Raw genomic sequence first — 25,366 nt, 5'->3', positions numbered from 1 at the left:
TTGGCTCACCAAGTGTGTCGGAGCGCCAACGTTCACAACGTTCTGCACGCACCGTCAACAGAAACGAACCGTTCGGTTCGATTTTAGAATCTGCTAATAGTCACTTTTTGATACTGTTAACCATCGGAGCCCTCGCGAATCTCGTTCAGGGAGCGCCTCCGGAGCCGGAGGGCGTGGCGAAAGAGACGAGGCTCAGCACCATGAATACGCCGCCCATTGTCGCGCCGTATGGATGCGATGTCGTTTTCATGCCGACGGGAAACCGGCCGTCGTGGTTAGATCAGGCCATCTCAGGTGCCGCTTCGTCGCGATGAGGCGGAGAATTGGGAAGCCGGTCGAAATCCGGCGCTGCCCCCGCAACGGTGGTGGAGTGAGGTCGCAACGGGAGACCACTGGGCCATGGGCCTGGGAAGGTGTTGCGACCGCCCGCGAGGGCAACTCCAAAGCCCGGAAACCAGCCAGAGACATTTTGAACTCGACTGATCGCGGTGGGCGGTCAAGAGGCGGACGGCGCGTGCCCGGCCCTGCCGGTGGCGGTCGTTCTTCTCCATCACCACCAGTTCAGTCCTTGATGCGAGGACAGGACATGGATGCGCGCAACGACATGCTGAGGCTCCTGCAGAGCCGCAAGCAGGGCTACTCGCTTGAGCAGCCCTTCTACACCGATCCCGATTATTTCAAGCTCGATATGGAGCTGATCTGGCATCGTGACTGGTTGTTCATCGGCCATGATTGCGAGCTGCCGAAACCAGGCAGCTACATCACCGTTCAGATCGGCGATTATCCGGTGGTGCTGGTCCGCGACCAGAAGGGAAGGATCAACGCTTTCCACAACTCCTGCCGGCATCGCGGCAGCCGCGTGTGCAACACCGACAAGGGCACCGCCGCCAAGCTGGTCTGTCCCTACCATCAGTGGACTTACGAGCTCGACGGGCGGCTGCTATTTGCCCGCCAGATGGCGGAAGGGTTCGACAAAAGCCAGTTCGGCCTGAAGCCGGTCGCCTGCGAGAGCGTCGGCGGCTACATCTTCATCTGCCTGGCAAAGGAGCCCGCCGACTTCGCGCCGATGCGCGCCATGATCGAACCCTATCTCCTGCCGCACCGGCTGAGCGAGGCGAAGGTCGCATTCGAATCGACGATCGTCGAAAAGGGTAACTGGAAGCTCGTCTGGGAAAACAACCGCGAGTGCTATCATTGCGCCGGCAACCATCCAGAACTGTGCAAGACTTTCCCGGAAGCGCCGACGGTGACAGGTGTGCAAGGCGCCGACAGCGATCCGGAAATGCTTGCGCACTGGGCGAAATGCGAGGCGGCGGGTCTGCCGAGCCGGTTCCGGATCGATCCGGCCGGGCAATACCGCGCAACGCGCGCGCCGCTGCTGCGCGACGCCGTCAGCTACACGATGAGCGGCAAGCGCGCCGTGACGAAAAACCTGTCCGCCGGGGTCGCCGCCGACCGCATCGGCACGTTGATGCACTACCATTACCCGACCACGTGGAACCACATCCTCATCGATCACGCCGTCACCTTCCGCGTGCTGCCGATCAGCGCCACCGAGACCGCGGTGACGACGAAATGGCTGGTCCACAAGGACGCAGTGGAAGGCGTCGACTACGATCTGGCAGAGCTCACCCATGTCTGGACCGAGACCAACGATCAGGACCGCCGCATCGTCGAGGAAAACGCGCTCGGCATCCTGTCACCGGCTTACGAGCCTGGTCCCTATTCCGAGTTGCATGAGGGCGGTGTCATCCAGTTCGTCGAGTGGTACGCCTCCTTCATCGGTCCGCGCCTTGCCGAAGGCGGTCGCCCGGCGTTGCGCAGCGTCGCCTGAAGGCTAAGGAGATGAACGCGATGACGGATCTCGGCCTCTATCGCCATCTCGACGAGATGGCGCCCTGGAACGACAGGCTGCAGGTGCTGGAAGTGATCGGCGTCAGCGACGAGGCGCCGCAGGTGAAGACGTTCACATTCCGCTCCGACAATCAGACCTGGTTCCGCTACAAACCCGGGCAGTTCGTGACGCTGGAATTGCCGACGGCCGACGGGCCGCTGATGCGGACCTACACGCTGTCGTCCTCGCCGTCGCGGCCGTTCTCGATCGCGGTGACGGTGAAAGCGCGAGCCGACAGCGTCGGCACGCGCTGGATGTTCGACAATCTGAAGCCCGGCGTCCATGTGAAGGCCTATGGGCCGACCGGCGATTTCTCGCTGCACAGCCATCCGGCGGCCAAATATCTGTTCATTTCGGCCGGTTCCGGCGTCACGCCGATGATGTCGATGCTGCGCTGGCTGAACGACTGCGCGCCCTGGACCGATGTCGGTTTCGTCAATTGCGCGCGGCGGCCGGAAGAGATCATCTTCCGCAAGGAGCTCGAACTGCTCGGCAGCCGCATGCCCGGCCTGTCGCTCGGCTTCATGATCGAGGAGCGGTCGAGCCGCGAGGGCTGGTTCGGCCATATGGGCCGCATCGACGCGATCCGGCTGCCGCTTCTGGCACCCGATTTCCGCGAGCGGGAAATCTTCTGCTGCGGGCCCGACCCCTTCATGCGCGCCGTGCGCCAGATGCTGGAGGCCGCCGGCTTCGACATGAGCCGCTACCATCAGGAGAGCTTCGCGGCGCCGGCCGTGGAAGAAGTCCCGGCGCCGTTCGCGATGCCGGCCGGCGACGAAGCCAAGCCGCTCGCCGAGGCGGTGACGCCGGTCCGCTTTTCGCTTTCAAACGTCGGTGCGGAATGCGTCCCCGGACAGACCGTGCTGCAGACGGCGCGCGCTTCGGGCGTCAGGATCCCGGCGGCCTGCGAGTTCGGTCTCTGCGGCACCTGCAAGGTGAAAAAGGTCTCCGGCGAGGTTTCGATGAGCCACAATGGCGGCATTCTCGATCACGAGATCGATGACGGCTATATCCTGGCCTGCTGTTCGAGGCCGTTGTCGGCGCTGGACATCGAGGCCTGAAGGCTTGTCGGTCGAGGCAAGGGCCGTTGCGGGAACACCCTCGCCGGCCGCTGTCCTGCCGAACAGAAGTTCAGTGCCCGGAGGCGTCTCGTGGCGAAGGCTCGCCGAGCAATCGGCGCGCCGGATCAGGATGATTTTCCGTTGAATCGCCATCCTGATCCAGCTCTTTGTTGGAGCATGATCTCTTCCGAAAACCGGTTCCCACTTTCCGGGATCATGCTCTTTGTTGAAGCATGATCCCTCCCGAAAACCGGCACCCACTTTTCGGGATCATGATCTAAACCCCGTAGCGCTCGGTGCGGATGATCCCCGCCGGAACGCCGGCGCCGATCAAGGCGTCGGCGGCGGCCGAGACGAACGCATTCGAGCCGCAGACATAGGCGAGCCTTGGCGTCTTGGGCAGGCGCTCGACGGCCTGCGCCATCATGCGGGCGTCGACGCGCCGGGAATAATCGGAGGGCCGCCTCGCCGGTTCGCGGGTCAGCGTCAAAACCAGGTCGAATCCGTCGCGACGGTCGTCGAGGCCGATCAGCTCGTCGCGGAAGATTACCTCGTCCCAGACCCGCGCCGAAAACACCAGCGCGACGGGCACCGCCGTGTTGCGCAGCGTGCGATGACGCACCATCGCCATCAGCGGCACAACGCCCGAGCCGCCGCCGACCAGAAGGATCGGCCCGCCGTCGCTCTCCTCCCAGATGAAATGGCCGCCCAGCGGCCCGCGCAGCTCGATCTCGTCGCCGACGGCGGCCACGTCGTGAAAGAAGGGCGAGACCTCGCCGTCGTCCAGCCGCTCGATCGCCAGCTCGACGCCGCCGCCTGCTTCTGGCGCCGAGGCGATGGAATAGGAGCGGCGCGCCTGGTAGCCGTCCGGGGCCGTCAGCCTGATGTCGACATGCTGTCCGGCAAGGTGAGCGAAAGGCCGCGACGGCTGGAACCAGAAGCTGGTGACGCGCGGCGTGCGCTTTTCGATGCGGGTGATCGTGGCTGCCTGCCAGGGCGATTGCGGCGACGGCTCGGCGCTCATCGATTGCTGCTCACGCGTCGCCCCTCACGGGTCGCTGGAATAGCGCTGCTCGCGCCAGGGGTCGCCATACATGTGATAGCCGCGAAGCTCCCAGAAGCCCGGTTCGTCGCGCTCGGTGAACTGCAGCCCGTTCACCCATTTGGCCGACTTCCAGAAATAGAGGTGCGGCACCAATAGCCGTGCCGGCCCGCCATGATCCGGCGTGATCGGCTTGCCTTCATAGAGCAGCGCCACCATCGCCTTGCCGGTGACGAGGTCCTTGGTCGGCACATTGGTGGAATAGCCGTCAAAGGACAGCGCCAGCGTGTAGGCGGTCGGCGGCTCGATGCCGGCGTCGGCGAGGATGTCGTCGATCATGACGCCCTGCCAGGGCGTGTTGAATTTTGTCCAGGCCGTCACGCAATGGATGTCGCGCGTCATCTTGCTTTGCGGCAGCGCGTTGAACTCCGCCCAGTTCCATTTCTTGATTGGCTTCGGCCCCTGCTTGAGGGTGAAAGACCAATCCTCCGTGCGCACGCGCGGCGTCGGCCCGGCCGAAAGCACGGGAAAACCCTGCTCCAGATACTGGCCGGGCGGAATGCGCGCATCGGTGTCGGAAGGGGGACGCCGTCCGGAAAAGAAGCCGCGCGTGACCATCAAGACATCCCTCGTGCCGGATTTGATCGACTGCAGGGAGTGTTCTCGAATACGCCTCGGGGGGCAACAGAAATCTTGAGGCAGAGCCCGCCGAAGATACCGGCAGGCCCTGCCGAAGCGCTTCTCAGCCGGCGGCGAAAGGCACGGCGACGAAGATCTGCGCGTCACCGCGATCGATCAGCAGGAGAACCGACTTCCTGCCGGACTTGCCGGCCTCGGCGATCGCCTGATTGGCCTGCCTGGCCGTCTTCACCGGCGTCTGGTCGACACCGACGATGACGTCGCCCGGCTGGATGCCGGCGGCCGAAGCCGCCTTGTCCGGATTGACCCGCTCGACCACCGCGCCGCGCTGGTTGCCGGCAAGGTTGAGCTGGTCGCGGATATCGGGCGTGAGGTCGGTCAGGCCGAGGCCGAGCGATGGAACGCGCAAGCCCTGTTCGGCCGACGGGCCGCGGCCTTCATTGCCGCTCGACGCCGTCTTCTGATCTTCGGCGTTGCGGCCGACATCGGCGGAGATCTGCATCGCCTTGCCCTTGCGCCAGATGTTGACGGTCTCCTTCGCACCAGGCGACACGTCGGCGACGGCGCGCGACAGGTCCTTGGGATCCTTGATCTCCTGACCGCCGAAGCCGGTGATGACATCGCCGGTTTCAATGCCGGCCTTGGCCGCCGGCGATCCGTCGGTGACCTGGGAAACCAGCGCGCCACCGGGATGGTCGAGGCCGATGGCACTGGCTACATCAGGCGTGACCGGCTGGATCTGCACGCCGAGATAGCCGTATTCGATGTCGCCGCCCTTCATCAGCTTGGCGACGACCTTCTCAGCCTGATCCGACGGGATGGCGAAGCCGACGCCGACGCTGCCGCCATTGGGCGAATAGATGGCGGTGTTGATGCCGATGACATTGCCGTTGACGTCGACCAGCGGGCCGCCGGAATTGCCGTGGTTGATCGGCGCATCGATCTGGATGAAGTCGTCGAACGGCCCGCTGTGCAGGTCGCGGCCGCGCGCCGAGACGATGCCGGCGGTGACGGTGGTGCCGATGCCGAACGGATTGCCGATCGCCAGCACCTGGTCGCCGGTCATCAGCTTGCTGGAATCGCCCCATTTGACGGTCGGCAGCGGCTTGTCGGCCTTGATCTTGAGCACTGCGAGATCGTTCTTGGCGTCATGGCCGACGAGCTTGGCTGGAAGCTCGGTGCCGTCGTCGAGCGTCACCTTGATTGAGCTTGCGCCATCGATGACGTGATTGTTGGTCACGATGGTGCCGTCGGCGCCGACGATGAAGCCGGAGCCGAGCGCCTCGGCCCGCTGCCCCTGCTGCTGCGGCGGCGTGCGCGGCATCGGCATGTCCTGGTCACCGAAGAACTGCTGGAAGAACTGGTCGAATGGCACATTGCCGCCAAGGGGCGAACCGTCATCACCCACCTGTGGCTGCGCCTTCATGATCGAGGTGATCGTGACGACCGCCGGCTTGGTGACGGCGATTACCGGGGCGAAAGAGCCGTTGGGGGCCGTGATGCCGGCGACCGGGGTCTGGGTCGTAGCGGCCACCGTGCTCAGGCCGGAATTGTTCTGGGCAAAGGAGACGACGACGGGAGAAATGATCAGCGCGGCGCCCAGCAGGGCGGCGACGCGATGTCTGCGAAGAATGCTTGATGGTGACATGGTCGTTCTGTCCGGGCGAGAGTTGATCCGGCGTCGCGGGCGCTCCCACGGAAGCGTCCGTCAACGTGCCGATGGCCGGATCTGCCTGTCTCGCCGTGCATGGCAGCCGGCCGTCTCGACAGACAAGCATCTAGGTCGCCGAATGGCCTGAATTAGGGTTTTGCGGTGACCTTACAAAGATTTAATTCAGGAAGCGCTCACGAACCGCTGCCGCCGGCGCAGATAAGAGGAGGCAATTTCGTGCATTCTGGCGCGATCGAAACTCGGGCCGTGGCCGCCATGGCCGATGCGGATCGGCAGGTCGAGCAGGCGCTGCATGGTGCGGCAATAGGCCGTGCGGTCGGAATCCGGCAGGTCGTCGATCAGCATGCCGTCATAGATCGCGTCGCCTGCAAAGAAGAGGCCGTCGATCTCGTCGAAGAGCGCGATGGAATCGGGCGAGTGTCCGGGCAGATGCAGCACACGGAACTTCCGGTCGCCGAGATCGACGACATCGCCCTCGTCGAGCGCGCGGTTCAGCGGCGCGGAAGGAATGCGATAGTCGGCCGCCTTCCAGTCCGGTGCCGGCAGTTTCGAGACGGCGCCGTCGAGATTGTGGAACATGTAGGCGTAGGTGACGGTATCATCCATGCCGTCGAACTTAGCCGCGCTGACCTTCGGTCCCATCCTGAGAGGAAATTCGTGCAGCGAGCCGACATGGTCGAGATGGATGTGCGTGGCAACGACGATGAGCGGCTTGCCGGGCGGCGTGTCGACCTCAGGCGCCAGCGGACGGATGCCCATGCCGGTGTCGACCAGAAGGTCCGCATCGCGGCCTTTCAAATGCCAGATATTGGCGCGCACGAAATCATGCACGAAGGGCTCGGTCAACACCGTCGTGCCGGCATCGACTGTCGCCTTGCCGAACCAGTCGCCGACCTCAAGCTCGGGCATCGGACCGCCCATCAGACGAACGGCTTCCCTACCTTGTACTTTTCCGGCACGAGACGCTTCAGATAGGCCATGCCCGCGTCTGAAAGCTGGTTGGCGTCCGGCTGCATGAAATCGTCGGGCATATGGCGGGTCTTGCCGGCCACCGCCTTCAGCGGCACCTTTTTCAGCACGGTCTTCGACCCATCATACTGGATCGCAACCGAGCCGCCACCTTCCCCGGCGACGGCGACCGCGAAGGCGCCGGCGTCGAAAGCCTCCTGGGCGTCGACGGCGCTGATGGCGCCGACATAGCCGCGCGGCATGTAGCCTAAAGCATCGACGCGTGCGCGCTTGCCGGGCAGGCCTTCGGCCAGGGCTCGTTCGAGCGCCGCCGGCAGGTCGCTGCCCGACAGCTTGACGTTGCCGTGCTGATCGCGCTCAAGCTTCTCCGGCGGCACCAGGCTTTCGACCAGCGCCTTGCCGTCGGCGGTGCTGACGCCTTCCGAGACGGCGACGATGCAGCGCTTGTGGCGGTCCAGCTTCTCGCGCACTTCATCGATGAAGCGCTTCGCCGAGAAGGCGCGCTCCGGCACGTAGACCAGATGCGGGCCGCTGTCGGGATCGAGCTGCCAGGCGGCCGCTGCGGCGGTGAGGAAGCCCGCATGCCGGCCCATGACGATGCCTACATAGATGCCGGGCAAGGCGCGGAAATCGAGGTCGACGGAGAGAAAGGCGCCTGCGACGAACTCGGCCGCCGAGATGAAGCCCGGCGTGTGGTCGTTCTCCTCAAGGTCGTTGTCGATGGTCTTCGGCGCATGCACGAAGGCGATCGAGCCGCCGGCGGCATCGGTCAGGATCTGCTGCGTGCCCGAGGTGTCGTTGCCGCCGATATAGATGAAGGCGTCGGCGCCGACCTTCTTCAGGCCGTTGAGGATGACCTCGCAATAGGCGGCGTCCGGCTTGTCGCGGGTCGAGCCAAGGGCGGCGCTTGGCGTGCCGGCGATCAGCCGCAGCCGATCCTCGGGGATGGCGGAGAGATCGACATAGTTGCCGTCGCGGATGCCGCGCACACCATGGATCGAGCCCAGCACCCTGGCGCCGGGATGACGCTTGCGGATTTCCAGCGTGGCGCCGACGACCGTCTGGTTGATGACGGCGGTCGGGCCGCCGCCCTGCGCGATGACGAAGGTTCCAGCCATGCTCGTTCTCTCCCGAAGTTTTCAGGGCACCTTCGCCTGTCTTGCGGCATCGCGCAACGGAAGAGTGGGCCGACGGACCCGATCAGACCACGACGACCGGGTTCTTCTTGGAGACGCGGCTGTAGAGGTCGATGATGTCCTGGTTGATCAGGCGCACGCAGCCCGATGACATCGCCTGGCCGATGCTCCACCATTCGGGCGAGCCGTGGATGCGGTAGCCGGTATCCTTGCCGTTCTGGTAGATGTAGAGCGCACGGGCGCCGAGCGGATTGGTGAGGCCGCCGGGCTGGCCGCCCTGCCATTTCACCAGCTCCGGCTTGCGCTGAATCATCTCCGGCGGCGGCGTCCAGACCGGCCATTCGCGGCCATACTGGATGTTGGCGCGGCCCGACCAGCGGAAGCCGTCCTTGCCGATGCCGACGCCGTAACGGATAGCATCGCCGCCCGGCTGGACGAGATAGAGCATGCGCTCCTCGAGATGGACGACGATGGTGCCGGGCGCCTCGCCGGTCTTGTCGACGACGATCTGGCGGCGGAACTGCGGCTTGACCTTCTGCCACGGCACAGCAGGCACCTCGAAGCCGCCATCGGTGAGGGAGGCGTACATGACGTCCGGGCCGGTGACGTTCTTGTCGACGCTGATCGCCGGACGCATCGGCGGCACGGAACCAGTGACGGTGTTGTCGAGCTGCATTTGCGGCAGGTCGAGCGTGTCGGTGGTGGTGCAGCCGGCAAGGCCCAGCAGCGCCATGGCGCCGGCGCCGGAAAGCAAGGCACGGCGGGAAAGCTGAATTTCGGTATCGATTGCGGCGCCGTTGGAAGGCGGCGTCAGACTTTGCGGCAACTCGCGCATACACCAAACCCTACGCTGCCGGCGGGAAGCACGGTCCGGCCGGATAAGGGCATTTTCGTCACTCATGGTTGAAAAAGCGTGAAAGGGCGCGGTCCGGCTTAACCCTAACGGACCGTTTCGCCGGTTGATGGGGCTACCGGTCGAGGCGTTGAAGATTTTCGCTGAAGATTTTTCCGGCGGCCCCTTTACATTCCCGACGACCCCAGGATTTATCCTTTTCTTTGCGCTCAAGGAGCAGGGAAATGTCCTTCGAAAACTGGGCTGCCTTCGCCGCCGCCTCTTCCATCCTTCTCGTCATTCCGGGCCCGACGATCCTTTTGGTCGTCTCCTATGCGCTGGGCCAGGGCTGGCGCACCGCGCTGCCGATGGCGGTGGGCGTCGCGCTGGGCGACTTCACCGCCATGACGCTGTCGATGCTGGGCATCGGCGCGCTGCTCGCGGCTTCGGCCACCGTGTTCACCGTGCTCAAAGTGATTGGCGCCGGCTACCTCGTCTATCTCGGCATAAAACTGTTCCGCGCCGGCGGCGCGCTGAGGGCCGAGCCGCGCACCGACACGGTTTCGGCGGCAAGGATGATGGCGCATGCCTGGCTGGTGACGGCGCTGAACCCGAAGAGCATCACCTTCTTCGTCGCCTTTCTGCCGCAGTTCCTCGACCGGCACGCCGACTTCTGGACGCAGATGCTGATCTTCGAGACGACTTTCCTGACCTTGGCCTTCGCCAATGCCTTCGGCTACGCGCTGGTCGCATCGAGGGCCCGCGCCATCGTGCGCAACCCGAAGGCCATCCGCATCTTCAACCGCACCGGCGGCACGTTGCTGGTCGGCGCCGGCATCGCCACGGTGGCGATGCGGTCGGGGAATTGAGGCGGCGCACGCCCGGCAGGCCTGAGGCACTATCGACCACGGGTTGGCACGCTCCTCGCCGATGCTTTAGGATCGGGCTCCAGACAGCAAATTCGCGATCGTCGAAGGACACAGAATGGCGCTGAAGGACGCATTCGGCCTGGCTTACTCGGGCGCGACCGAAGCCGGGTTTTCATCCTACGCCCGCGCCGTGCATGAGCTGCAATGTTTCATCGGCGATCCGGTCGGCTCCGCCGATCGCGCGATCGCCGAGGATCCCGGCTTCGTCATGGCGCATGTGTTGAAGGGTTACCTCTTTGGCCTCGCCACCGAGCGCGAGGCAACGCTCGTGGCCAGGGCATGCCACGAGGCGGCCTTGCCGCTCGCCGCCACGGCGCGCGAGCGGGCGCATGTCGCGGCCCTCGGCCATCTTGCCTGGGGGCGCTGGCATGAGGCCTCCCGCATCCTCGAGGATGTCGCCATCGACCATCCGCTCGATCTCGTGGCGCTGTTGACCGGGCATCAGATTGATTTCTTCACCGGCAATGCCCGCATGCTGCGCGACCGCATCGGCCGCGCCTTGCCATCCTGGCGAAGCGACATGCCCGGCTATCATGCGGTCCTCGGCATGCAGGCCTTCGGACTGGAGGAAATGGGCGATTATGCCCGCGCCGAACGGCTTGGCCGCACGGCTGTCGAGATCGAGCCGCGCGACGGCTGGGCGCAGCACGCCGTCGCCCATGTCATGGAGATGCAGAGCCGGCAAAAAGACGGCATTGCTTGGATGCGCGCCAATCCCGACGCCTGGACCAGGGAAAGCTTCCTCAAGGTGCACAATTGGTGGCATCTGGCGCTGTTCCACTACGACCTCGGCGAGGTCGCCGAGGTGCTGGCGCTCTATGACGGCCCGATTTATGGCGAGGCATCGACGATGGCGCTCAACATGGTCGATGCCTCGGCAATCCTGTGGCGGCTGCGCCTCGGCGGCGTCGATGTCGGCGGCCGCTGGACGGCTCTGGCCGACAACTGGCACAAGGCCGGCGGCGGCAATTATGCCTTCAATGACGCGCATGCGATGATGGCCTTTGTCGGCGCCGGGCTGGAAGCGCCGGCAAAGACGCTGCTCGAGGCGCAGCGCGAAGCGATGCGCGGCAGCGACGACAATGCCGCCTTCACGCGCGATGTCGGCCACCCGCTGACCTTAGCCATCAAGGCCTTCGGCGAGGGCCGCTACGATGAGGCCGTGCGGCTGATACGGCCGATCCGCTCGATCGCGCATCGCTTCGGCGGCAGCCATGCGCAACGCGACGTCATCGACCTGACGCTGATAGAGGCCGCGTTGCGCGCCGGCGATCAGGCGCTGGCGCGAGCGCTTGCCGCCGAACGGCAGCTGGCGCGGCCGGACAGCCCCTTGTCGACGTTGTTCTCGCGGCGCGCATTCGATTTGTCTGAGAATTGACCCGGGACGGATCTTGCCCTAAAAACTGGCCAAGCCAGATTTTTTCGAGATCCGAAAAAATTAATGGCCGTGGGAGGAAATCATGTATCTCGGCCTCGACCTGGGCACTTCGGGCGTCAAGGCGCTGCTGATCGACGACGACCAGAAGGTCATTGGCGCCGGCCATGGCTCGCTCGACGTCTCGCGGCCGCATCCCGGCTGGTCGGAGCAGGATCCGGCGCATTGGATCGAGGCCAGCGAGACGGCGATTGCCGAACTCAAGGCTTCGCATCCGAAAGAGCTGGCGGCGGTCAAGGGCATCGGCCTTTCCGGCCAGATGCATGGCGCCACTCTGCTTGATCAATCGGACAAGGTGCTGCGCCCCTGCATCCTGTGGAACGACACGCGCAGCCATGTCGAGGCGGCGGCGCTCGATGCCGATCCGCGCTTCCGCAAGCTCACCGGCAACATCGTTTTCCCTGGCTTCACCGCGCCCAAGCTTGCCTGGGTGAAGACCAACGAGCCGGCAATCTTCGCCAAGATCGCCAAGGTGCTTTTGCCCAAGGACTATCTGCGGCTCTGGCTGACCGGCGAACACATCTCGGAAATGTCGGATTCGGCCGGCACCTCATGGCTCGATGTCGGCGAGCGCCGCTGGGCGCCCGAGTTGCTGGCGGCGACATCGCTCGACGAGAAGCACATGCCGTCTCTGGTAGAAGGCACGGCCAAGGCCGGTGGCTTGCGGGGTGAACTCGCGTCCAAATGGGGCATCGCGTCGGGCATCCCGATTGCCGGCGGCGCCGGCGACAATGCAGCCTCGGCCTGCGGCATGGGCACGGTCGGCGCCGGGCATGCCTTCGTTTCGCTGGGCACGTCGGGCGTGCTCTTCGCCGCCAACGCCTCCTATTTGCCCAATCCGGAAAGCGCGGTGCACACCTTCTGCCACGCACTGCCCAACACCTGGCACCAGATGGGCGTGATCCTGTCGGCCACCGATTCGCTCAACTGGCTTTCGGAAATCACCGGCAAGAGCGCCGGCGACCTGACCGGCGAGCTCGGCGACACGCTCAAGGCGCCGACGGGCGTCTCTTTCCTGCCCTATCTCTCCGGCGAGCGGACGCCGCATAATGATTCCGCCATTCGCGGCTGTTTCACGGGGCTTGCGCATCAATCGAGTCGGGCCGTGCTGACGCAGGCGGTGCTGGAAGGCGTCGCCTTTGCCTTCCGCGACAGCCTCGAAGCGCTGAAGACGGCCGGGACGACATTGAGCCGGGTCACTGCGATCGGCGGCGGCTCGCGCTCGCGCTACTGGCTGAAGGCGATCGCCACCGCGCTGCAGGTGCCGGTCGATATTCCGGCCGATGGCGATTTCGGCGCGGCGTTTGGCGCGGCAAGGCTCGGGTTGATCGCCGCGACCGGCGCCGATCCGCTTGCGGTATGCACCGCGCCGGCGACGGACGCGACGGTTGAGCCGGATGCGGGGCTTGGTGGGGCTTTTGCGGATGCCTATCAGAGGTATCGCGCGCTCTATCCGGCGATAAGGGCTGTAACTGCGTGAGCAGGCGCGAGGCACCTCGTAGTCGCATGAGCGGGCGCGAGGCCCCCCTCTCTGCCCTGCCGGCCATCTCCCCCTCAAGGGGGGAGATTGACAGTTGGAATGCCCCGCTCCCTCCTGCAACGCTGGAGATTGGCGAAAGCCGAAGCGACATCCGATCTCCCCCCTTGAGGGGGGTGAGGAGTGGTCCGCGCAGCGGGCGGAAAGCCAATTGCTTGGCTTTCCGAACGACGAACGCCCGGAGCGATAGCGAAGGGCCGGAGCGGGCAGGCCAGAGAGGGGGGCCTCGCGCCTGCCTTACCCGGATAGCCTCACTTCGCCGGCACCTTGTCCAAAAACCCGGTGACGCTCTTCAGGCGGCCGTTCTCGATGACGCCGATATCGGTGCCCTCGATGACGGACTCCGTCCCTTCGGGCCCAAGATTCCACGAGAAGCGGATGCGGTCGGCGAAACCGTCCGGTTCACCCTTCAGCGAAAACCGGAAACCGGCGAAGCGCTGCTGCACGCCGTTGATGAGGGCCGCGACGCCGTCATGGCCGTCGCCCTGCATGACCGGGTCGCGATAGCTGACATCGCTGGTGAAGGCAGCTTCGAGCAGCGCCTTGCGGCGGATCGCATCGCTCTCGTTCCAGGCGGCGATGTAGTTGCGGGCGATCGTGTTGAGGTCGGTCATTGTAATGCTCCTTCGTTGGATCGTTTCGACATGACCTTTTTGGCGCCCCGCAGAAGCGAAACCAATTACGCCTGAGGTAATCGGGCGAATGCACCCGGAGAGGAAGGAAACCATGAGCAGCGGATTTTTCGGCGACATCAAGAAGATCAAATATGAGGGACCGGATTCGACCAATCCGCTGGCCTATCGCTTCTACAACCCGGACGAGGTGGTGGCCGGCAAGCGGCTGGAAGACCATCTGCGCTTCGCCGTCGCCTACTGGCATTCCTTCGCCTGGCCGGGCGGCGACCCGTTCGGCGGCCAGACCTTCGACCGGCCCTGGTTCGCCAAGCCGGGCGGCATCGACACGATGGATCTGGCCAGGCTCAAGGCCGATGTCGCCTTCGAGATGTTCTCGCTGCTCGGCGCGCCCTATTTCTGCTTCCACGACGCCGACGTGCGCCCGGAAGGCAAGGATTTCTCCGAGAGCGCGGCGCGCCTCGACGAGATCACCGACTATTTCGCCGACAAAATGAAAAAGACCGGCGTCAAGCTGCTCTGGGGCACGGCGAACCTGTTCTCGCACCGCCGCTTCATGTCGGGCGCGGCCACCAATCCCGATCCGGATGTGTTCGCCTATGCAGCGGCGACGGTGAAGAAGTGCATCGACGTGACGAAGAAGCTGAAGGGCGAGAACTACGTGCTGTGGGGCGGACGCGAGGGCTATGAGACCTTGCTCAACACCGACCTCGCCCGCGAGCAGGAACAGGCCGGCCGCTTCCTCAACCTCGTCGTCGACTACAAGCACAAGATCGGCTTCAAGGGCACGATCCTGATCGAGCCGAAGCCGCAGGAGCCCACAAAACACCAGTACGACTACGACGTCGCGACCGTTTACGGCTTCCTCAAGCGCTTCGGCCTGGAGAAGGAGGTCAAGCTCAACATCGAGCAGGGCCACGCGATCCTCGCCGGCCATTCCTTCGAACACGAGTTGGCGCTGGCCAATGCGCTTGGCGTCTTCGGCTCTATCGACATGAACCGCAACGACTATCAGTCGGGCTGGGACACCGACCAGTTCCCCAACAATGTGCCGGAAATGGCCCTGGCCTATTACCAGGTGCTGCAGGGCGGCGGCTTCAAGACCGGCGGCACCAATTTCGACGCCAAGCTCCGGCGCCAGTCGCTCGATCCGGACGACCTCCTGATCGGCCATATCGGCGGCATGGATGCCTGCGCGCGCGGCCTGAAGGCGGCGGCGAAGATGATCGAGGACAAGGCGCTGTCCGGTCCGCTCGCCGAACGCTATGCCGGCTGGAACACCGCCGAAGGCAAGGCCATGCTTTCCGGCAAGCGCACGCTGGAGGAGATCGCCGAGCGCGTGGTGAAGAAGAAGATCGAGCCGCAGCCGCGCTCCGGCCGGCAGGAGCTGCTGGAGAACATCGTCAACAGGTATGTTTAAAGAACGGCACGCTGCCTCGCGCCCGAGCAATCGGGACGCGAGGCAGGCCTGAAATTGCATTCGCGTGGGCTGAATCACGCGACAAAACTTTGCCCCGCGCTGCCCCTCAATCACCTCGTTCTTGCCTTCAAACAGCCGTCACGGATCTCGTATAAACGTGGCTCCTGTGGCGGGTGAAGAAGAAGGAGGCGAACCGATATGCAGCACGAACGCGAAATCGACGCCCTGCTCTCGTCCGGCGAAACCGGATCGATCATCGACCGGCTGATGGCATTGCCGCACTCGAAAGACAATGCGCGCCAGACAAATGAATGGGATCGCGCGGTTGCCGCGCGGCTCGAAACGGCGCTGGCCAAGAGCATGCGCTCGCGCATCGTCGGCGAAGGCCGCGACGCCGCCTGATTCTTCCGTGGCCTGATTCTCTCGTGGCCTGATTTTCTCCTGGTTTGACGAACGGAGACCGTTTCTCCATCCTGCGCCGATGATACGCGCGGTGCTGCTCGATCTTCTGGGTGTCGTCTACGATGGCGATACCCCGATACCAGGCGCGGCCGCGGCTATCGAACGTCTGCGTAAGGCCGGCCTGCCGCTGCGTTTCGTCAGCAACACGACACGCTCGCCGCGCAGCAAGATCATCGCGCAGCTTGTGGCCATGGGCATCGACGTCGCGGACGAAGAGTTGCTGACGCCGGCGCGCGCCGCGGTCGAATGGCTGCGCAATCACGACCGCCAGCCGCATCTGCTCGTCCATCCCGACCTCGAAGCCGAGTTTTCCGGACTGGAGGGCGGGAACGGGCGTGCTGTCGTCGTCGGCGATGCCGGCGAGGGCTTCGACCATGCGAGCCTGAACCGGACATTCCGCGAGCTTGCCGCCGGTGCCGATTTCGTGGCGCTTGCCGTCAATCGCACCTTCAAGGATGCCGACGGCCAGCTCAGCCTCGACGCCGGCGCCTTCGTCGCAGCGCTGGAATTCGCCAGCGGACGAAGCCCCGTGGTGCTCGGCAAGCCGTCGCCGGATTTCTTTCTCTCGGCGCTTGCGGACCTGGACTGCCCGGCGGCCGATGCGGTCATGGTCGGCGACGACGCCGAGGGCGATGTCGCCGGCGCGCTGCGCGCCGGGCTTGGCGCGGCGCTTCTGGTGCGCACCGGCAAATATCGTCCCGGCGACGAAACACGCTTCGATCCGGCTCCCGCAGCGCTGGTCGACGATCTCGCGGCAGCAGCCGAGTGGATATTCAGCCGCGCCGCAATCTGACCGGCGCCTCGCCGAACGCTCTTGAAAATGCCCTGGAAAATGCTGCGGCGGACGAGAAGCCGGTCCGCCCGGCAATATCGGCCATGGCGATGCGCGTGTCGACCACCAGGCGACGGGCGGCGCTGAGGCGCAGCCTCAGATAATAGGCGCCGGGCGTCTCGCCGATCGATTTGCGAAAGATGCTTTCCAGCGTTCTTGCCGTGACGCCGGCGCGCTTGGCCACGGCGTCAATGGTGAGCGGCTGGTCGACATGCGCTTCCATCAGCCGGATCGCCTGGGCAAGCCTGGGATCGTAGCCGTCGAGCCGGCCGAGCGAGACCAGCGGCTGCGCGTCGGTCGCGGCGCGCGCCTGGTCGTAGATGAAGACGCTCGCCACATCGAGCGCGGCGGCCATGCCGAGCCTGGTGCGGACGAGGTGCAGCATCAGGTCGAAGGTCGGCGAGGCGCCGCCGGAGGTGAACACCGGACCGTCGATGACATAGCGGTCCGGCCGCACGTCGACGCCCGGGAATGCGGCGGAGAAATCCTCCATGTCCTCCCAATGGGTGGTGGCGCTGCGGCCTTCGAGCAGCCCGGCGCGCGCCACCAGCCAGGTGCCGGCCTCGACGCCGCCGCAGGCGCGCGCGGCGCGTGCCGCGCGGCGCAGGCCGGCAAGCAGCGCCGAGGTGGCGTAGTTCTGCGTGCCGAAACCGGCGACGACGACCAGCATGTCGCTCGGCTCGGCGGCGTCGAAGCGGCCGCTGACGGCCACGGGGAGGCCGCAAGTGGTGACCGGCGCCTCGCCGGTAACCGAGACCAGCTTGAAATCGAACAGCGTCTCGCCCGAGATGCGGTTTGCGGCGCGCAGCGGATCGACCGCAGAAGCCACGCACATGATCGACGAGCCCGAGAACACAAGGAACGTCACCTTGAGCGTCTCGCGCTCGGACCGAAAGATGGTGGGCTTTTCGCTTTTGATCATGAGCGCTTCGTAAAACGCAAAACAGTTTCCGGCAAGTCGGTCATTCTGTGTCTATCCCGTGCATAGCCCAACAGGCTTCCGCTTTTGGCGGCACGCATGGCCGATCGACCCTGGGAGGATCAAGATGCCGCTTGCGATGAACCGTGAGGTCTTCATTACCTGTGCCGTGACCGGCTCCGGCGGCACGCAGGACCGCAGCCCGCATGTGCCGCGCTCGCCCAAGCAGATCGCCGAATCGGCGATCGACGCGGCCAAGGCGGGCGCCGCGATCGTGCACTGCCATGTGCGCGATCCCGCGACCGGCAAGCCTAGGCGCGACCTGCATCTCTATCGCGAAGTGACCGAGCGCATTCGCGATGCCAATGTCGACGTGGTGCTGAACCTCACCGCCGGCATGGGCGGCGACATGGTGTTCGGCTCGCCGGAAGCGCCGTTGCCGCTCAACGAGAAGGGCACCGACATGGGCGGCGCCACCAACCGCATGAAACATGTGCGCCAGTGCCTGCCGGAGATCTGCACGCTGGATTGCGGCACGATGAATTTCGCCGAGGCCGACTATGTGATGACCAACACGCCCGGCATGCTGCGCGCCATGGGCGGCATGATGACGGCGCTGGGCGTCAAGCCCGAGATCGAGGCCTTCGACACCGGACATCTGTGGTTCGCCAAGCAGCTGGTCGAGGAGAAAGTGCTCAACGCGGACGCTCTGGTGCAGCTCTGCATGGGTGTGCCATGGGGCGCGCCTGACGATCTCAACACTTTCATGGCGATGGTCAACAATGTGCCCTCGACCTGGAACTGGTCGGCCTTCTCGATCGGCCGCAACCAGATGGCCTATGCGGCTGCGGCGGTGCTCGCCGGCGGCAATGTCCGCGTCGGGCTGGAAGACAATCTCTGGCTCGACAAGGGCGTTCTGGCCACCAATGCGCAGCTGGTCGAGCGCGCCGCCAGCATCGTCACCAATCTCGGCGCCCGTATCCTTGGGCCAGAGGAGGTGCGCAAGAAGCTCAATCTGACCAAGCGGGCGCCGATCGCGGCCGCGGCGTAAAGCGGGGCGTTGGTGATGGCTGATACCGTCAAATTCACCGCGATGAAGGACGGCGACAAGGAAGACTATGAATTCCTGACCGCCCATGAGATCGACTATGCCGCCAAAACCGGCGACCGGCTGCTCGATGCGCTGGTGCAGCTGGACGAAGGACTTTCCGGCTACAAGATCACCCGGCTCGGCCATTCGCTGCAGGCGGCGACGCGCGCCTGGAAGGATGGCGCCGACACCGACTGGATCGTCTCGGCGCTGCTGCACGACATCGGCGACATCTACGCGCCCTACAACCACGACGAATATGCGGCTGCGATCCTGAAGGCCTTCGTGCGCGAGCAATGCACCTGGGTGGTGGAAAAGCACGGCGATTTCCAGCGCCTTTATTACGCGCATCATCTGGGCGGCAATCGCCACGCCCGTGACCGCTTCGCCGGACACCTCTATTTCGACGATTGCGACCAGTTCTGCGAGCGCTGGGACCAGTCGAGCTTCGACCCCGATTACGAGACGCTGCCGATCGAGTTCTTCCGGCCCTTCGTGCTCGAAGTTTTCGCCCGCAAGGCCTACGACCCGGCGGTGATCCGCGCCGGCGAGCGCGTCGCCCTTACCGACCCCGAAACAGCCAAGACGAGAACCGGAGCCTGACCATGAGCATCATCAACAAGGCGGCCGCCATCGGCGGCGGCGTCATCGGCGCCGGCTGGGTGGCGCGGCTGCTCTTGAACGGCATCGACGTCGCGATCTTCGATCCAGATCCGGAAGCGTCACGCAAGGTGGGCGAAGTGATGAAGGGCGCGCGCCGCGCCTATAAGCAGATGCTGCCCGGCGGCCTGCCCAAGGAGGGCAAGCTCACCTTCGCCAAGACCATCGCCGAAGCAGTCGCCGACGCCGATTTCATCCAGGAAAGCGTGCCGGAGCGGCTCGACCTCAAGCACAAGGTGCTGGCCGAGATCGACGCGCATGCGCCGGCCAATGCCATCGTCGGCTCGTCGACCTCCGGCATCAAGCCGACCGACATGCAGGTGGCGATGAAGAAGCATCCGGAGCGACTGGTGGTTGGCCATCCGTTCAACCCGGTCTATCTGCTGCCGCTAGTCGAGATCGTCGGCGGCGAGCAGACCTTCCCGGAGGCGATCGAGGTCGCCAAGGAGCTCTACGCCTCGATCGGTATGAAGCCTGTGGTGGTGCGCAAGGAGATCGAAGCCTTCGTCGGCGACCGTCTGCTCGAAGCCGCATGGCGCGAGGCACTGTGGCTGGTCAAGGACGGCATCTGCACCGTCGAGGAACTCGACGACATCATGCGCTATTCCTTCGGCCTGCGCTGGGCGCAGATGGGCATGTTCCAGGTCTATCGCGTTGCCGGCGGCGAGGCGGGCATGCGTCACTTCATGGCGCAGTTCGGGCCTTGCCTGAAATGGCCGTGGACCAAGCTGATGGATGTGCCGGAATTCAACGACGAGCTGGTCGACCTGATCGCCACCCAGTCGGACGAGCAGGCACATGGCCTGTCGATCCGCGAGCTGGAGAAGATCCGCGACGACAATCTGGTCGCGATCATGGACGCGCTGTCGAAGCAGAACAAGGGCAAGGGCTGGGGCGCCGGCGCGCTGCACAAGGACTATACCAGGCAGCTCGCCAAGCTGGCGGCGAAGAAGGCTTCCGCCAAGGTCACGGCCAAGGCCGAAGCGGCCAAGCCGGCGAAGAAGGCCGCGAAGCCGGCAAACTCTGCGAAACCGGCCAAGGCTGTGAAGGTCGAGAAGCCGAAGAAGAAGAGCGGCAAGAAGAAGGGCTGAGGCGATGCAGTTCGGTCTCTCGGAAGAACAGAAGCTCATCGTCGAGACGACGCGCGCCTTCGTCGAGAACGAGCTCTACCCGCATGAGCGGGAGGTGGAGCGCACCGGCGTGCTGCGCCGCGAGCTGATCGACGAATTGAAGGCTATGGCGATCGAAGCGGGGCTGTACGCTGCCAACATGCCGGCCGATGTCGGCGGCGCCGGGCTCGATACGGTGAGCTGGCTGCTCTACGAGAAGGAGCTCGGCCGCGCCAATTACGCGCTGCACTGGACCTGCGTGGCGCGTCCCTCCAACATCCTGCTCGCCGGCACGCCGGAGCAGCGCGAGAAATACCTCTTCCCCTGCATCCGCGGCGAGAAGTGGGACTGCCTGGCGATGACCGAACCCGGCGCAGGTTCCGACCTGCGCGGCATGAAGGCGACCGCCGTGCAGGACGGCTCGGACTGGGTGCTCAACGGCACCAAGCACTTCATCAGCCACGCCGATCTCGCCGATTTCGCGATTTGTTTCATGGCCTCCGGCGAGGAAGAGACCCCGCGCGGCAAGCGCAAGAAGATCACCGCCTTCTTCGTCGACAAGGGCACCAAGGGTTTCACGGTGCGCGACGGCTACCGCAATGTCTCGCATCGCGGCTACACCAACTCGATCCTTGAGTTCGACGACTGCCGGCTGCCGGCGAGCCAGGTGCTCGGCGAAGTGCACAAGGGCTTCGACGTCGCCAACTCCTGGCTCGGCGCCACGCGCCTCCAGGTCGGCGCCACCTGCCTCGGCCGTGCCGAGCGCGCTCTGTCGCACGCCATCGAATATGCCGCGCAGCGCCAGCAGTTCGGCCAGCCGATCGGCAAGTTCCAGGGCGTGTCCTTCAAGCTCGCCGACATGGCGACGGAGCTGAAGGCCGCCGATCTGATGGTGTTCGAAGCCGGCTGGAAGTACGATCAGGGCACCGTCACCGACCAGGACATGGCGATGGCCAAGCTGAAGGCCACCGAGATGCTCGCCTTCGTCGCCGACGAAGCGATCCAGATCCATGGCGGCATGGGGCTGATGGACGACCTGCCGCTGGAGCGCATCTGGCGCGATGCGCGCGTCGAGCGCATCTGGGAGGGCACGTCGGAGATTCAGCGACATATTATTTCGCGGGCGCTGCTGCGTCCGTTCGGAGCTTAGAGCATGATGGTCCAAAGCCGGAATCCGGCTTTGGACGGGATCATGCTCAAACGAAAAGATGACCATGCATAAACTCGAACGTCTCCTGCGCCCCAAATCGATCGCCGTGTTCGGCGGGGCGCAGGCCGCCGCCGTCGTGGCTCAATCGATCAAGATGGGCTTTGCCGGCGAAATCTGGCCGGTGCATCCGACCAAGGATGAGGTCGCCGGCCGCAAGGCGTACCGCTCCGTCGCCGACCTGCCTGGCGCGCCGGACGCCGCCTTTGTCGGCGTCAACCGGCATCTCACCATCGAGGTGATCAAGGCACTGGCCGAGCGCGGCGCCGGCGGCGCCGTCTGCTTTGCCGCCGGCTTCCTCGAGACCGAGGCCTATGACGAGGACGGCGAGCGGCTGCAGGCCGAGCTCGTCGCCGCCGCCGGCCAGATGCCGATCATCGGGCCGAACTGCTACGGCCTGATCAACTATGCCGACGGCGCGCTGCTGTGGCCCGACCAGCATGGCGGCATACGGCTGGCCGAGGGCGGCAAGGGCGTCGCCATCATCACGCAGTCGTCCAACATCGCCATCAACATGACGATGCAGAAGCGCGGCCTGCCGATCGCCTTCCTGATGACGGCGGGCAACCAGGCGCAGACCGGGCTCTCCGAAATGGCGCTCGGCCTCATCGAGGACGAGCGCGTCACTTCGCTCGGCCTGCATATCGAGGCCTTCGATTCGGTGGCGGGCTTCGAAAGGCTGGCGGCCCGGGCGCGCGAACTGAAGAAGCCGATCATTGCCATGAAGGTCGGGCGGTCCGAACAGGCAAGGCAGGCGACGGTGTCGCACACCGCTTCGCTCGCCGGCTCCGACGCCGCCTCCGGCGCGTTCCTCAAGCGGCTCGGCATCGCGCGCATCGATTCCATTCCGGCCTTCATCGAGGCGCTGAAGCTTTTGCACATCACCGGTCCGCTGCCGGGCTACAAGCTGTCTTCGATGAGCTGCTCCGGTGGCGAGGCCTCCGTCATGGCCGACAGCGCCGAGGGGCGCTGGGTGCATTTCCCGGCGCTGACAGCCGAGCATCGCGCCCATGTCAAATCGACGCTCGGTCCGCTGGTGGCGGTTGCCAATCCGCTCGACTACCACACCTTCATCTGGAACAACGAGCCGGCGATGACCGCGACCTTCACCGCCATGGTGTCGGGCGGTTTCGACTTGAACATGCTGGTGCTCGACTTCCCGCGCCCGGACCGCTGCTCGGACGTCGACTGGTGGGCGACGCTGCGCGCCTTCGAAGCGGCGCTGAAGACCAACAAGGCGCAAGGCGCGATCGTCTCCTCGCTGCCGGAAAACCTGCCGGAGGAATACACTGCAGGCCTGATGGCGCGGGGCATGGTGCCGTTGTTCGGCATTTCCGAAGCCATGGATGCCGCCCAGGCTGCCGCTTTCATCGGCTGGGCCTGGCGCGAGCCGCAGGCGCAGCCGGTCGACACCACAGCGGCAGGCGCATCCGAGGCCAAGCGCGTGACGCCGGACGAGGCCGAAGCCAAGGAAAGGCTGATCAAGGCCGGACTGCCGGTGCCGAAGGGCGAGCGCGCCTCCAATGCGGTCGAGGCGGTGATCTCCTCCATGACGCTCGGCTTCCCGGTCGCTCTCAAGGCGCTCGGCGTGACGCACAAGTCGGAAGTCGGCGCCGTCAGGCTGAACCTCAAGGATGCCGAATCCGTCAGCGCCGCCGCGCACGACCTTCTGCCGCTCGGCACCGGGCTCTATGCCGAGCGCATGGTGCGCGACGGCGTCGCCGAGCTGATCGTCGGCTTCACCCGCGACCCGATGTTCGGCGTGGTGATGACGCTGGGCACCGGCGGCGTGCTGGTGGAACTTTTGCGCGACAGCGTGACGCTGATGCTGCCGGCGACGCGCGACGACATCGAGGCGGCATTGCGTGGGCTGAAGCTCTATCCTCTGCTCGAAGGCTATCGCGGCCGGCCGAAGGCCGACGTCAACGCCGCCATTGACGCCATCGCCGGCATTGCCGACTTCGTGCAGAAGAACGAAGGCGAGATCGAGGAACTCGACATCAACCCGCTGATCGTCTGCGCCGAAGGCAAGGGCGCATGGATCGCGGACGCCCTCTTGGTGCTTGGAGAAAAGAAGAATGGCTGACGTCATCACCACCCGCCGCGAAGGCGCGATCCTCGAGGTCACGCTCGACCGGCCGAAGGCCAACGCCATCGACCTCAAGACATCGCGGCTGATGGGCGAGACCTTCAAGGCGTTCCGCGACGATCCGGAGCTGCGCGTCGTCATCGTCAAGACGGCCGGCGACAAGTTCTTCAGCGCCGGCTGGGACCTGAAGGCGGCCGCTGCCGGCGATGCGGTCGACGGCGACTATGGCGTCGGCGGCTTTGCCGGCCTGCAGGAACTGCGCGACCTCAACAAGCCGGTGATCGCCTGCGTCAACGGTATGGCGGTGGGCGGCGGCTTCGAGCTGGCGCTGTCCTGCGACCTCATCTACGCCTCGGACCATTCCTCCTTCGCACTGCCGGAGATCCGCGCCGGCACGCTGGCAGACGCCGCGACGATCAAGCTGCCGAAGCGCATTCCCTACCACATCGCCATGGACCTTCTGTTCACCGGCCGTTGGATGGATGTCGCCGAGGCGCATCGCTGGGGCCTGGTCAACGAGGTGCTGCCCAAGGACAAGCTCGAGGAGCGCGTCTGGGAGATAGCAAGGTTGCTCGCCAGCGGCCCGCCACTGGTCTTCGCATCGATCAAGGAGACCGCGCGTGTGGCCGAGGCGCTGACCTTCCAGGATGCGATGAACAAGGTGACGAGGAGGCAGCTGCCGACCGTCGATATCCTCTACGGGTCGGAAGACAATATGGAAGGATTCCGGGCGTTCGCCGAGAAGCGCGATCCGGTGTGGAAGGGACGATAACGTCGGAGATGACGGCGTCATCCATCATGACCGACTACAAAACCCTTATCGACGCGGAAACGTGGGCCTTCATCGAGAAGACCAACTCCTATTATCCGCCAGATACGATCGACTACACGATCGAAGAGCAGCGGGCGATCTACGACCGGATGTGCCGGGAGTTCTTTGCCGGCTACCCCCAAGGCGTGACGGCGGAAACGACTGTCGTTGCCGCGCCGACCAACAGCATCTCGATCCGCGTCTACCGCAACGCCGTTCCGAACAAGGCCGCGATGGTGCTCTATATCCATGGCGGCGGCTTCATCCTTGGCGGGCTGGACAGCCATGACGATGTCTGCGCCGAGCTTTGCGCCCGCACCGGCTTCGATGTGGTCTCGCTCGATTACCGGCTGGCGCCGGAGCATCTGCACCCGGCGGCCTTCGACGACGCCACGGACGCCTTCGAATGGGCCGCCAAGACCTATGACTGCCCGGTCCTGCTCTGCGGCGACAGCGCCGGCGGCAATCTCTGCGCGGCGGTTGCGCATGCGACGCGCGGCCATGCCAAGAAGCCGGCCGGCCAGGTGCTGATCTATCCCGGCCTCGGCGGCGACCACTCGAAGGGCTCTTACGTTACGCATGCCGAGGCGCCGATGCTGACCGTGCGCGACCTCGACTTCTACAAGCATGTCCGCACTGGCGGCGTCGACTTGACCGGCGACATCACGCTCTACCCGCTCGCCGACGCCGATTTCGCGAACCTGCCGCCGACCGTGCTGATCACCGCGCAATGCGACCCGCTGTCATCCGACGGCGAAGCCTATCGCGACCGCATCGTCGCGGCCGGCGGACACGCCTTCTGGTTCGAGGAACCCGGCCTTGTGCACGGTTATCTCCGAGCCAGGCACATGGTGGGCCGGGCGCGGACCAGCTTCACCCGCATCGTCGAGGCGGTTTCGGCGCTCGGGCGCGGCGACTGGATCTGGTGACATCCCAGGGCGCTTTCCGCTGCGCTATCCTGACATGAACCTTTCCCCGCCGGCGGGCGA

Annotated in this window: 24 protein-coding genes and 1 riboswitch; of the genes, 16 read left to right on the top strand and 8 right to left on the bottom strand. The window is 65.1% G+C overall.

What is annotated here, in order from left to right; all coding sequences use genetic code 11:
* Nucleotides 1–275: 275 nt before the first annotated feature.
* A riboswitch (cobalamin riboswitch) is annotated at nt 276–478 on the top strand.
* 108 nt (nt 479–586) lie between these two features.
* The 3 genes from EJ068_RS17755 to EJ068_RS32690 all read left to right on the top strand — a co-directional run bounded on the left by EJ068_RS17755 (nt 587) and on the right by EJ068_RS32690 (nt 3,192).
* Nucleotides 587–1,834: an aromatic ring-hydroxylating dioxygenase subunit alpha gene (locus EJ068_RS17755; protein WP_127251762.1), complete on the top strand. Its 1,248-nt coding sequence runs from the start codon at nt 587–589 to the stop codon at nt 1,832–1,834.
* 20 nt (nt 1,835–1,854) lie between these two features.
* Nucleotides 1,855–2,955, top strand: coding sequence for a hybrid-cluster NAD(P)-dependent oxidoreductase (locus EJ068_RS17750; RefSeq protein ID WP_127251764.1), 1,101 nt, complete (start codon nt 1,855–1,857; stop codon nt 2,953–2,955).
* Between the two features lie 90 nt (nt 2,956–3,045).
* Complete coding sequence (locus EJ068_RS32690) at nt 3,046–3,192, top strand: hypothetical protein (RefSeq protein ID WP_189342010.1); 147 nt, start codon at nt 3,046–3,048, stop codon at nt 3,190–3,192.
* Between the two features lie 40 nt (nt 3,193–3,232).
* Here the strand turns inward: EJ068_RS32690 and EJ068_RS17745 are convergent, their stop codons facing one another.
* The 6 genes from EJ068_RS17745 to EJ068_RS17720 all read right to left on the bottom strand — a co-directional run bounded on the left by EJ068_RS17745 (nt 3,233) and on the right by EJ068_RS17720 (nt 9,146).
* The gene (locus tag EJ068_RS17745) at nt 3,233–3,979 is read right to left on the bottom strand and encodes a ferredoxin reductase (RefSeq protein WP_126079927.1); all 747 of its coding nucleotides are present in this window, start codon (nt 3,977–3,979) and stop codon (nt 3,233–3,235) included.
* 24 nt (nt 3,980–4,003) lie between these two features.
* Nucleotides 4,004–4,615: a sulfite oxidase-like oxidoreductase gene (locus EJ068_RS17740; protein ID WP_042637400.1), complete on the bottom strand. Its 612-nt coding sequence runs from the start codon at nt 4,613–4,615 to the stop codon at nt 4,004–4,006.
* A gap of 124 nt (nt 4,616–4,739) precedes the next feature.
* Nucleotides 4,740–6,284, bottom strand: coding sequence for a DegQ family serine endoprotease (locus tag EJ068_RS17735; RefSeq protein ID WP_127251761.1), 1,545 nt, complete (start codon nt 6,282–6,284; stop codon nt 4,740–4,742).
* 186 nt (nt 6,285–6,470) lie between these two features.
* Nucleotides 6,471–7,217, bottom strand: coding sequence for an MBL fold metallo-hydrolase (locus EJ068_RS17730; protein ID WP_127251760.1), 747 nt, complete (start codon nt 7,215–7,217; stop codon nt 6,471–6,473).
* Between the two features lie 11 nt (nt 7,218–7,228).
* Nucleotides 7,229–8,395, bottom strand: a complete 1,167-nt coding sequence (locus EJ068_RS17725; protein WP_127251759.1) for a diphosphate--fructose-6-phosphate 1-phosphotransferase — start codon at nt 8,393–8,395, stop codon at nt 7,229–7,231.
* 82 nt (nt 8,396–8,477) lie between these two features.
* Nucleotides 8,478–9,146: a L,D-transpeptidase gene (locus tag EJ068_RS17720; protein ID WP_189439120.1), complete on the bottom strand. Its 669-nt coding sequence runs from the start codon at nt 9,144–9,146 to the stop codon at nt 8,478–8,480.
* Nucleotides 9,147–9,490: 344 nt separating this feature from the next.
* Between EJ068_RS17720 and EJ068_RS17715 the strand changes: the two genes are divergently transcribed.
* From EJ068_RS17715 to xylB, 3 genes are all read left to right on the top strand, one after another.
* A complete protein-coding gene (locus EJ068_RS17715) occupies nt 9,491–10,114 on the top strand; it encodes a LysE family translocator (RefSeq protein WP_127251757.1) in 624 nt (207 codons plus the stop codon).
* A 115-nt stretch (nt 10,115–10,229) separates the two neighbouring features.
* Nucleotides 10,230–11,552 carry a tetratricopeptide repeat protein gene (locus EJ068_RS17710; protein WP_127251756.1) on the top strand — a complete coding sequence of 441 codons (1,323 nt, stop codon included), beginning with the start codon at nt 10,230–10,232 and terminating at the stop codon, nt 11,550–11,552.
* A gap of 82 nt (nt 11,553–11,634) precedes the next feature.
* Entirely contained in the window at nt 11,635–13,089 is a 1,455-nt protein-coding gene (xylB, locus tag EJ068_RS17705) for a xylulokinase (RefSeq protein WP_127251755.1), read from the top strand.
* A gap of 308 nt (nt 13,090–13,397) precedes the next feature.
* Here the strand turns inward: xylB and EJ068_RS17700 are convergent, their stop codons facing one another.
* The gene (locus EJ068_RS17700; RefSeq protein ID WP_127251754.1) at nt 13,398–13,760 is read right to left on the bottom strand and encodes a nuclear transport factor 2 family protein; all 363 of its coding nucleotides are present in this window, start codon (nt 13,758–13,760) and stop codon (nt 13,398–13,400) included.
* 112 nt (nt 13,761–13,872) lie between these two features.
* Between EJ068_RS17700 and xylA the strand changes: the two genes are divergently transcribed.
* The 3 genes from xylA (at nt 13,873) to EJ068_RS17685 (ending at nt 16,453) form a co-directional block, all read left to right on the top strand.
* Nucleotides 13,873–15,198 carry a xylose isomerase gene (xylA, locus tag EJ068_RS17695; RefSeq protein ID WP_127251753.1) on the top strand — a complete coding sequence of 442 codons (1,326 nt, stop codon included), beginning with the start codon at nt 13,873–13,875 and terminating at the stop codon, nt 15,196–15,198.
* 198 nt (nt 15,199–15,396) lie between these two features.
* Complete coding sequence (locus tag EJ068_RS17690; RefSeq protein ID WP_129554676.1) at nt 15,397–15,600, top strand: hypothetical protein; 204 nt, start codon at nt 15,397–15,399, stop codon at nt 15,598–15,600.
* Nucleotides 15,601–15,691: 91 nt separating this feature from the next.
* Entirely contained in the window at nt 15,692–16,453 is a 762-nt protein-coding gene (locus EJ068_RS17685) for a TIGR01458 family HAD-type hydrolase (RefSeq protein ID WP_348527559.1), read from the top strand.
* Here EJ068_RS17685 and EJ068_RS17680 read toward each other — a convergent pair.
* Nucleotides 16,434–17,414 (bottom strand): GlxA family transcriptional regulator, encoded by a 981-nt coding sequence (locus EJ068_RS17680; RefSeq protein ID WP_127251751.1) that lies wholly within the window; start codon nt 17,412–17,414, stop codon nt 16,434–16,436. The genes EJ068_RS17685 and EJ068_RS17680 overlap by 20 nt on opposite strands.
* A 124-nt stretch (nt 17,415–17,538) precedes the next feature.
* Here EJ068_RS17680 and EJ068_RS17675 point away from each other — a divergent pair, with 124 nt between their 5' ends.
* The 7 genes from EJ068_RS17675 (at nt 17,539) to EJ068_RS17645 (ending at nt 25,306) form a co-directional block, all read left to right on the top strand.
* Nucleotides 17,539–18,462 carry a 3-keto-5-aminohexanoate cleavage protein gene (locus EJ068_RS17675; RefSeq protein ID WP_127251750.1) on the top strand — a complete coding sequence of 308 codons (924 nt, stop codon included), beginning with the start codon at nt 17,539–17,541 and terminating at the stop codon, nt 18,460–18,462.
* Nucleotides 18,463–18,477: 15 nt separating this feature from the next.
* Nucleotides 18,478–19,104: an HD domain-containing protein gene (locus EJ068_RS17670; protein ID WP_127251749.1), complete on the top strand. Its 627-nt coding sequence runs from the start codon at nt 18,478–18,480 to the stop codon at nt 19,102–19,104.
* Nucleotides 19,105–19,106: 2 nt separating this feature from the next.
* A complete protein-coding gene (locus tag EJ068_RS17665; protein WP_127251748.1) occupies nt 19,107–20,252 on the top strand; it encodes a carnitine 3-dehydrogenase in 1,146 nt (381 codons plus the stop codon).
* A gap of 4 nt (nt 20,253–20,256) precedes the next feature.
* Nucleotides 20,257–21,420 carry an acyl-CoA dehydrogenase gene (locus EJ068_RS17660; RefSeq protein WP_127251747.1) on the top strand — a complete coding sequence of 388 codons (1,164 nt, stop codon included), beginning with the start codon at nt 20,257–20,259 and terminating at the stop codon, nt 21,418–21,420.
* A gap of 64 nt (nt 21,421–21,484) precedes the next feature.
* Nucleotides 21,485–23,563: an acetate--CoA ligase family protein gene (locus EJ068_RS17655; RefSeq protein ID WP_127386306.1), complete on the top strand. Its 2,079-nt coding sequence runs from the start codon at nt 21,485–21,487 to the stop codon at nt 23,561–23,563.
* On the top strand, nt 23,556–24,338 hold the full coding sequence (locus tag EJ068_RS17650; RefSeq protein WP_127252081.1) for a carnitinyl-CoA dehydratase: 783 nt from the start codon (nt 23,556–23,558) through the stop codon (nt 24,336–24,338). The genes EJ068_RS17655 and EJ068_RS17650 overlap by 8 nt, the downstream gene beginning before the upstream one ends.
* 26 nt (nt 24,339–24,364) lie before the next feature.
* Nucleotides 24,365–25,306 carry an alpha/beta hydrolase gene (locus EJ068_RS17645; RefSeq protein ID WP_127252080.1) on the top strand — a complete coding sequence of 314 codons (942 nt, stop codon included), beginning with the start codon at nt 24,365–24,367 and terminating at the stop codon, nt 25,304–25,306.
* Nucleotides 25,307–25,366: the final 60 nt, after the last annotated feature.

It is taken from the genome of Mesorhizobium sp. M2A.F.Ca.ET.043.02.1.1 (assembly GCF_003952405.1).
Classification (GTDB): domain Bacteria; phylum Pseudomonadota; class Alphaproteobacteria; order Rhizobiales; family Rhizobiaceae; genus Mesorhizobium.
This window is presented reverse-complemented; position numbering and strand designations above follow the sequence as displayed.

What these genes read in the sequence shown, in the direction of transcription:
- EJ068_RS17650 (WP_127252081.1), top strand. Translation starts at nt 23,556, where the DNA reads ATGGCTGACGTCATCACCACCCGCCGCGAAGGCGCGATCCTCGAGGTC.
- EJ068_RS17735 (WP_127251761.1), bottom strand. Translation starts at nt 6,284, where the DNA reads ATGTCACCATCAAGCATTCTTCGCAGACATCGCGTCGCCGCCCTGCTG.
- EJ068_RS17690 (WP_129554676.1), top strand. Translation starts at nt 15,397, where the DNA reads ATGCAGCACGAACGCGAAATCGACGCCCTGCTCTCGTCCGGCGAAACC.
- EJ068_RS17715 (WP_127251757.1), top strand. Translation starts at nt 9,491, where the DNA reads ATGTCCTTCGAAAACTGGGCTGCCTTCGCCGCCGCCTCTTCCATCCTT.
- EJ068_RS17700 (WP_127251754.1), bottom strand. Translation starts at nt 13,760, where the DNA reads ATGACCGACCTCAACACGATCGCCCGCAACTACATCGCCGCCTGGAAC.
- EJ068_RS17680 (WP_127251751.1), bottom strand. Translation starts at nt 17,414, where the DNA reads ATGATCAAAAGCGAAAAGCCCACCATCTTTCGGTCCGAGCGCGAGACG.
- EJ068_RS17740 (WP_042637400.1), bottom strand. Translation starts at nt 4,615, where the DNA reads ATGGTCACGCGCGGCTTCTTTTCCGGACGGCGTCCCCCTTCCGACACC.
- EJ068_RS17670 (WP_127251749.1), top strand. Translation starts at nt 18,478, where the DNA reads ATGGCTGATACCGTCAAATTCACCGCGATGAAGGACGGCGACAAGGAA.
- xylB (WP_127251755.1), top strand. Translation starts at nt 11,635, where the DNA reads ATGTATCTCGGCCTCGACCTGGGCACTTCGGGCGTCAAGGCGCTGCTG.
- EJ068_RS17665 (WP_127251748.1), top strand. Translation starts at nt 19,107, where the DNA reads ATGAGCATCATCAACAAGGCGGCCGCCATCGGCGGCGGCGTCATCGGC.
- EJ068_RS17730 (WP_127251760.1), bottom strand. Translation starts at nt 7,217, where the DNA reads ATGCCCGAGCTTGAGGTCGGCGACTGGTTCGGCAAGGCGACAGTCGAT.
- EJ068_RS17710 (WP_127251756.1), top strand. Translation starts at nt 10,230, where the DNA reads ATGGCGCTGAAGGACGCATTCGGCCTGGCTTACTCGGGCGCGACCGAA.
- EJ068_RS17725 (WP_127251759.1), bottom strand. Translation starts at nt 8,395, where the DNA reads ATGGCTGGAACCTTCGTCATCGCGCAGGGCGGCGGCCCGACCGCCGTC.
- EJ068_RS17655 (WP_127386306.1), top strand. Translation starts at nt 21,485, where the DNA reads ATGCATAAACTCGAACGTCTCCTGCGCCCCAAATCGATCGCCGTGTTC.
- EJ068_RS17745 (WP_126079927.1), bottom strand. Translation starts at nt 3,979, where the DNA reads ATGAGCGCCGAGCCGTCGCCGCAATCGCCCTGGCAGGCAGCCACGATC.
- EJ068_RS17720 (WP_189439120.1), bottom strand. Translation starts at nt 9,146, where the DNA reads ATGGCGCTGCTGGGCCTTGCCGGCTGCACCACCACCGACACGCTCGAC.
- EJ068_RS17645 (WP_127252080.1), top strand. Translation starts at nt 24,365, where the DNA reads ATGACCGACTACAAAACCCTTATCGACGCGGAAACGTGGGCCTTCATC.
- EJ068_RS17660 (WP_127251747.1), top strand. Translation starts at nt 20,257, where the DNA reads ATGCAGTTCGGTCTCTCGGAAGAACAGAAGCTCATCGTCGAGACGACG.
- xylA (WP_127251753.1), top strand. Translation starts at nt 13,873, where the DNA reads ATGAGCAGCGGATTTTTCGGCGACATCAAGAAGATCAAATATGAGGGA.
- EJ068_RS17750 (WP_127251764.1), top strand. Translation starts at nt 1,855, where the DNA reads ATGACGGATCTCGGCCTCTATCGCCATCTCGACGAGATGGCGCCCTGG.
- EJ068_RS17675 (WP_127251750.1), top strand. Translation starts at nt 17,539, where the DNA reads ATGCCGCTTGCGATGAACCGTGAGGTCTTCATTACCTGTGCCGTGACC.
- EJ068_RS17755 (WP_127251762.1), top strand. Translation starts at nt 587, where the DNA reads ATGGATGCGCGCAACGACATGCTGAGGCTCCTGCAGAGCCGCAAGCAG.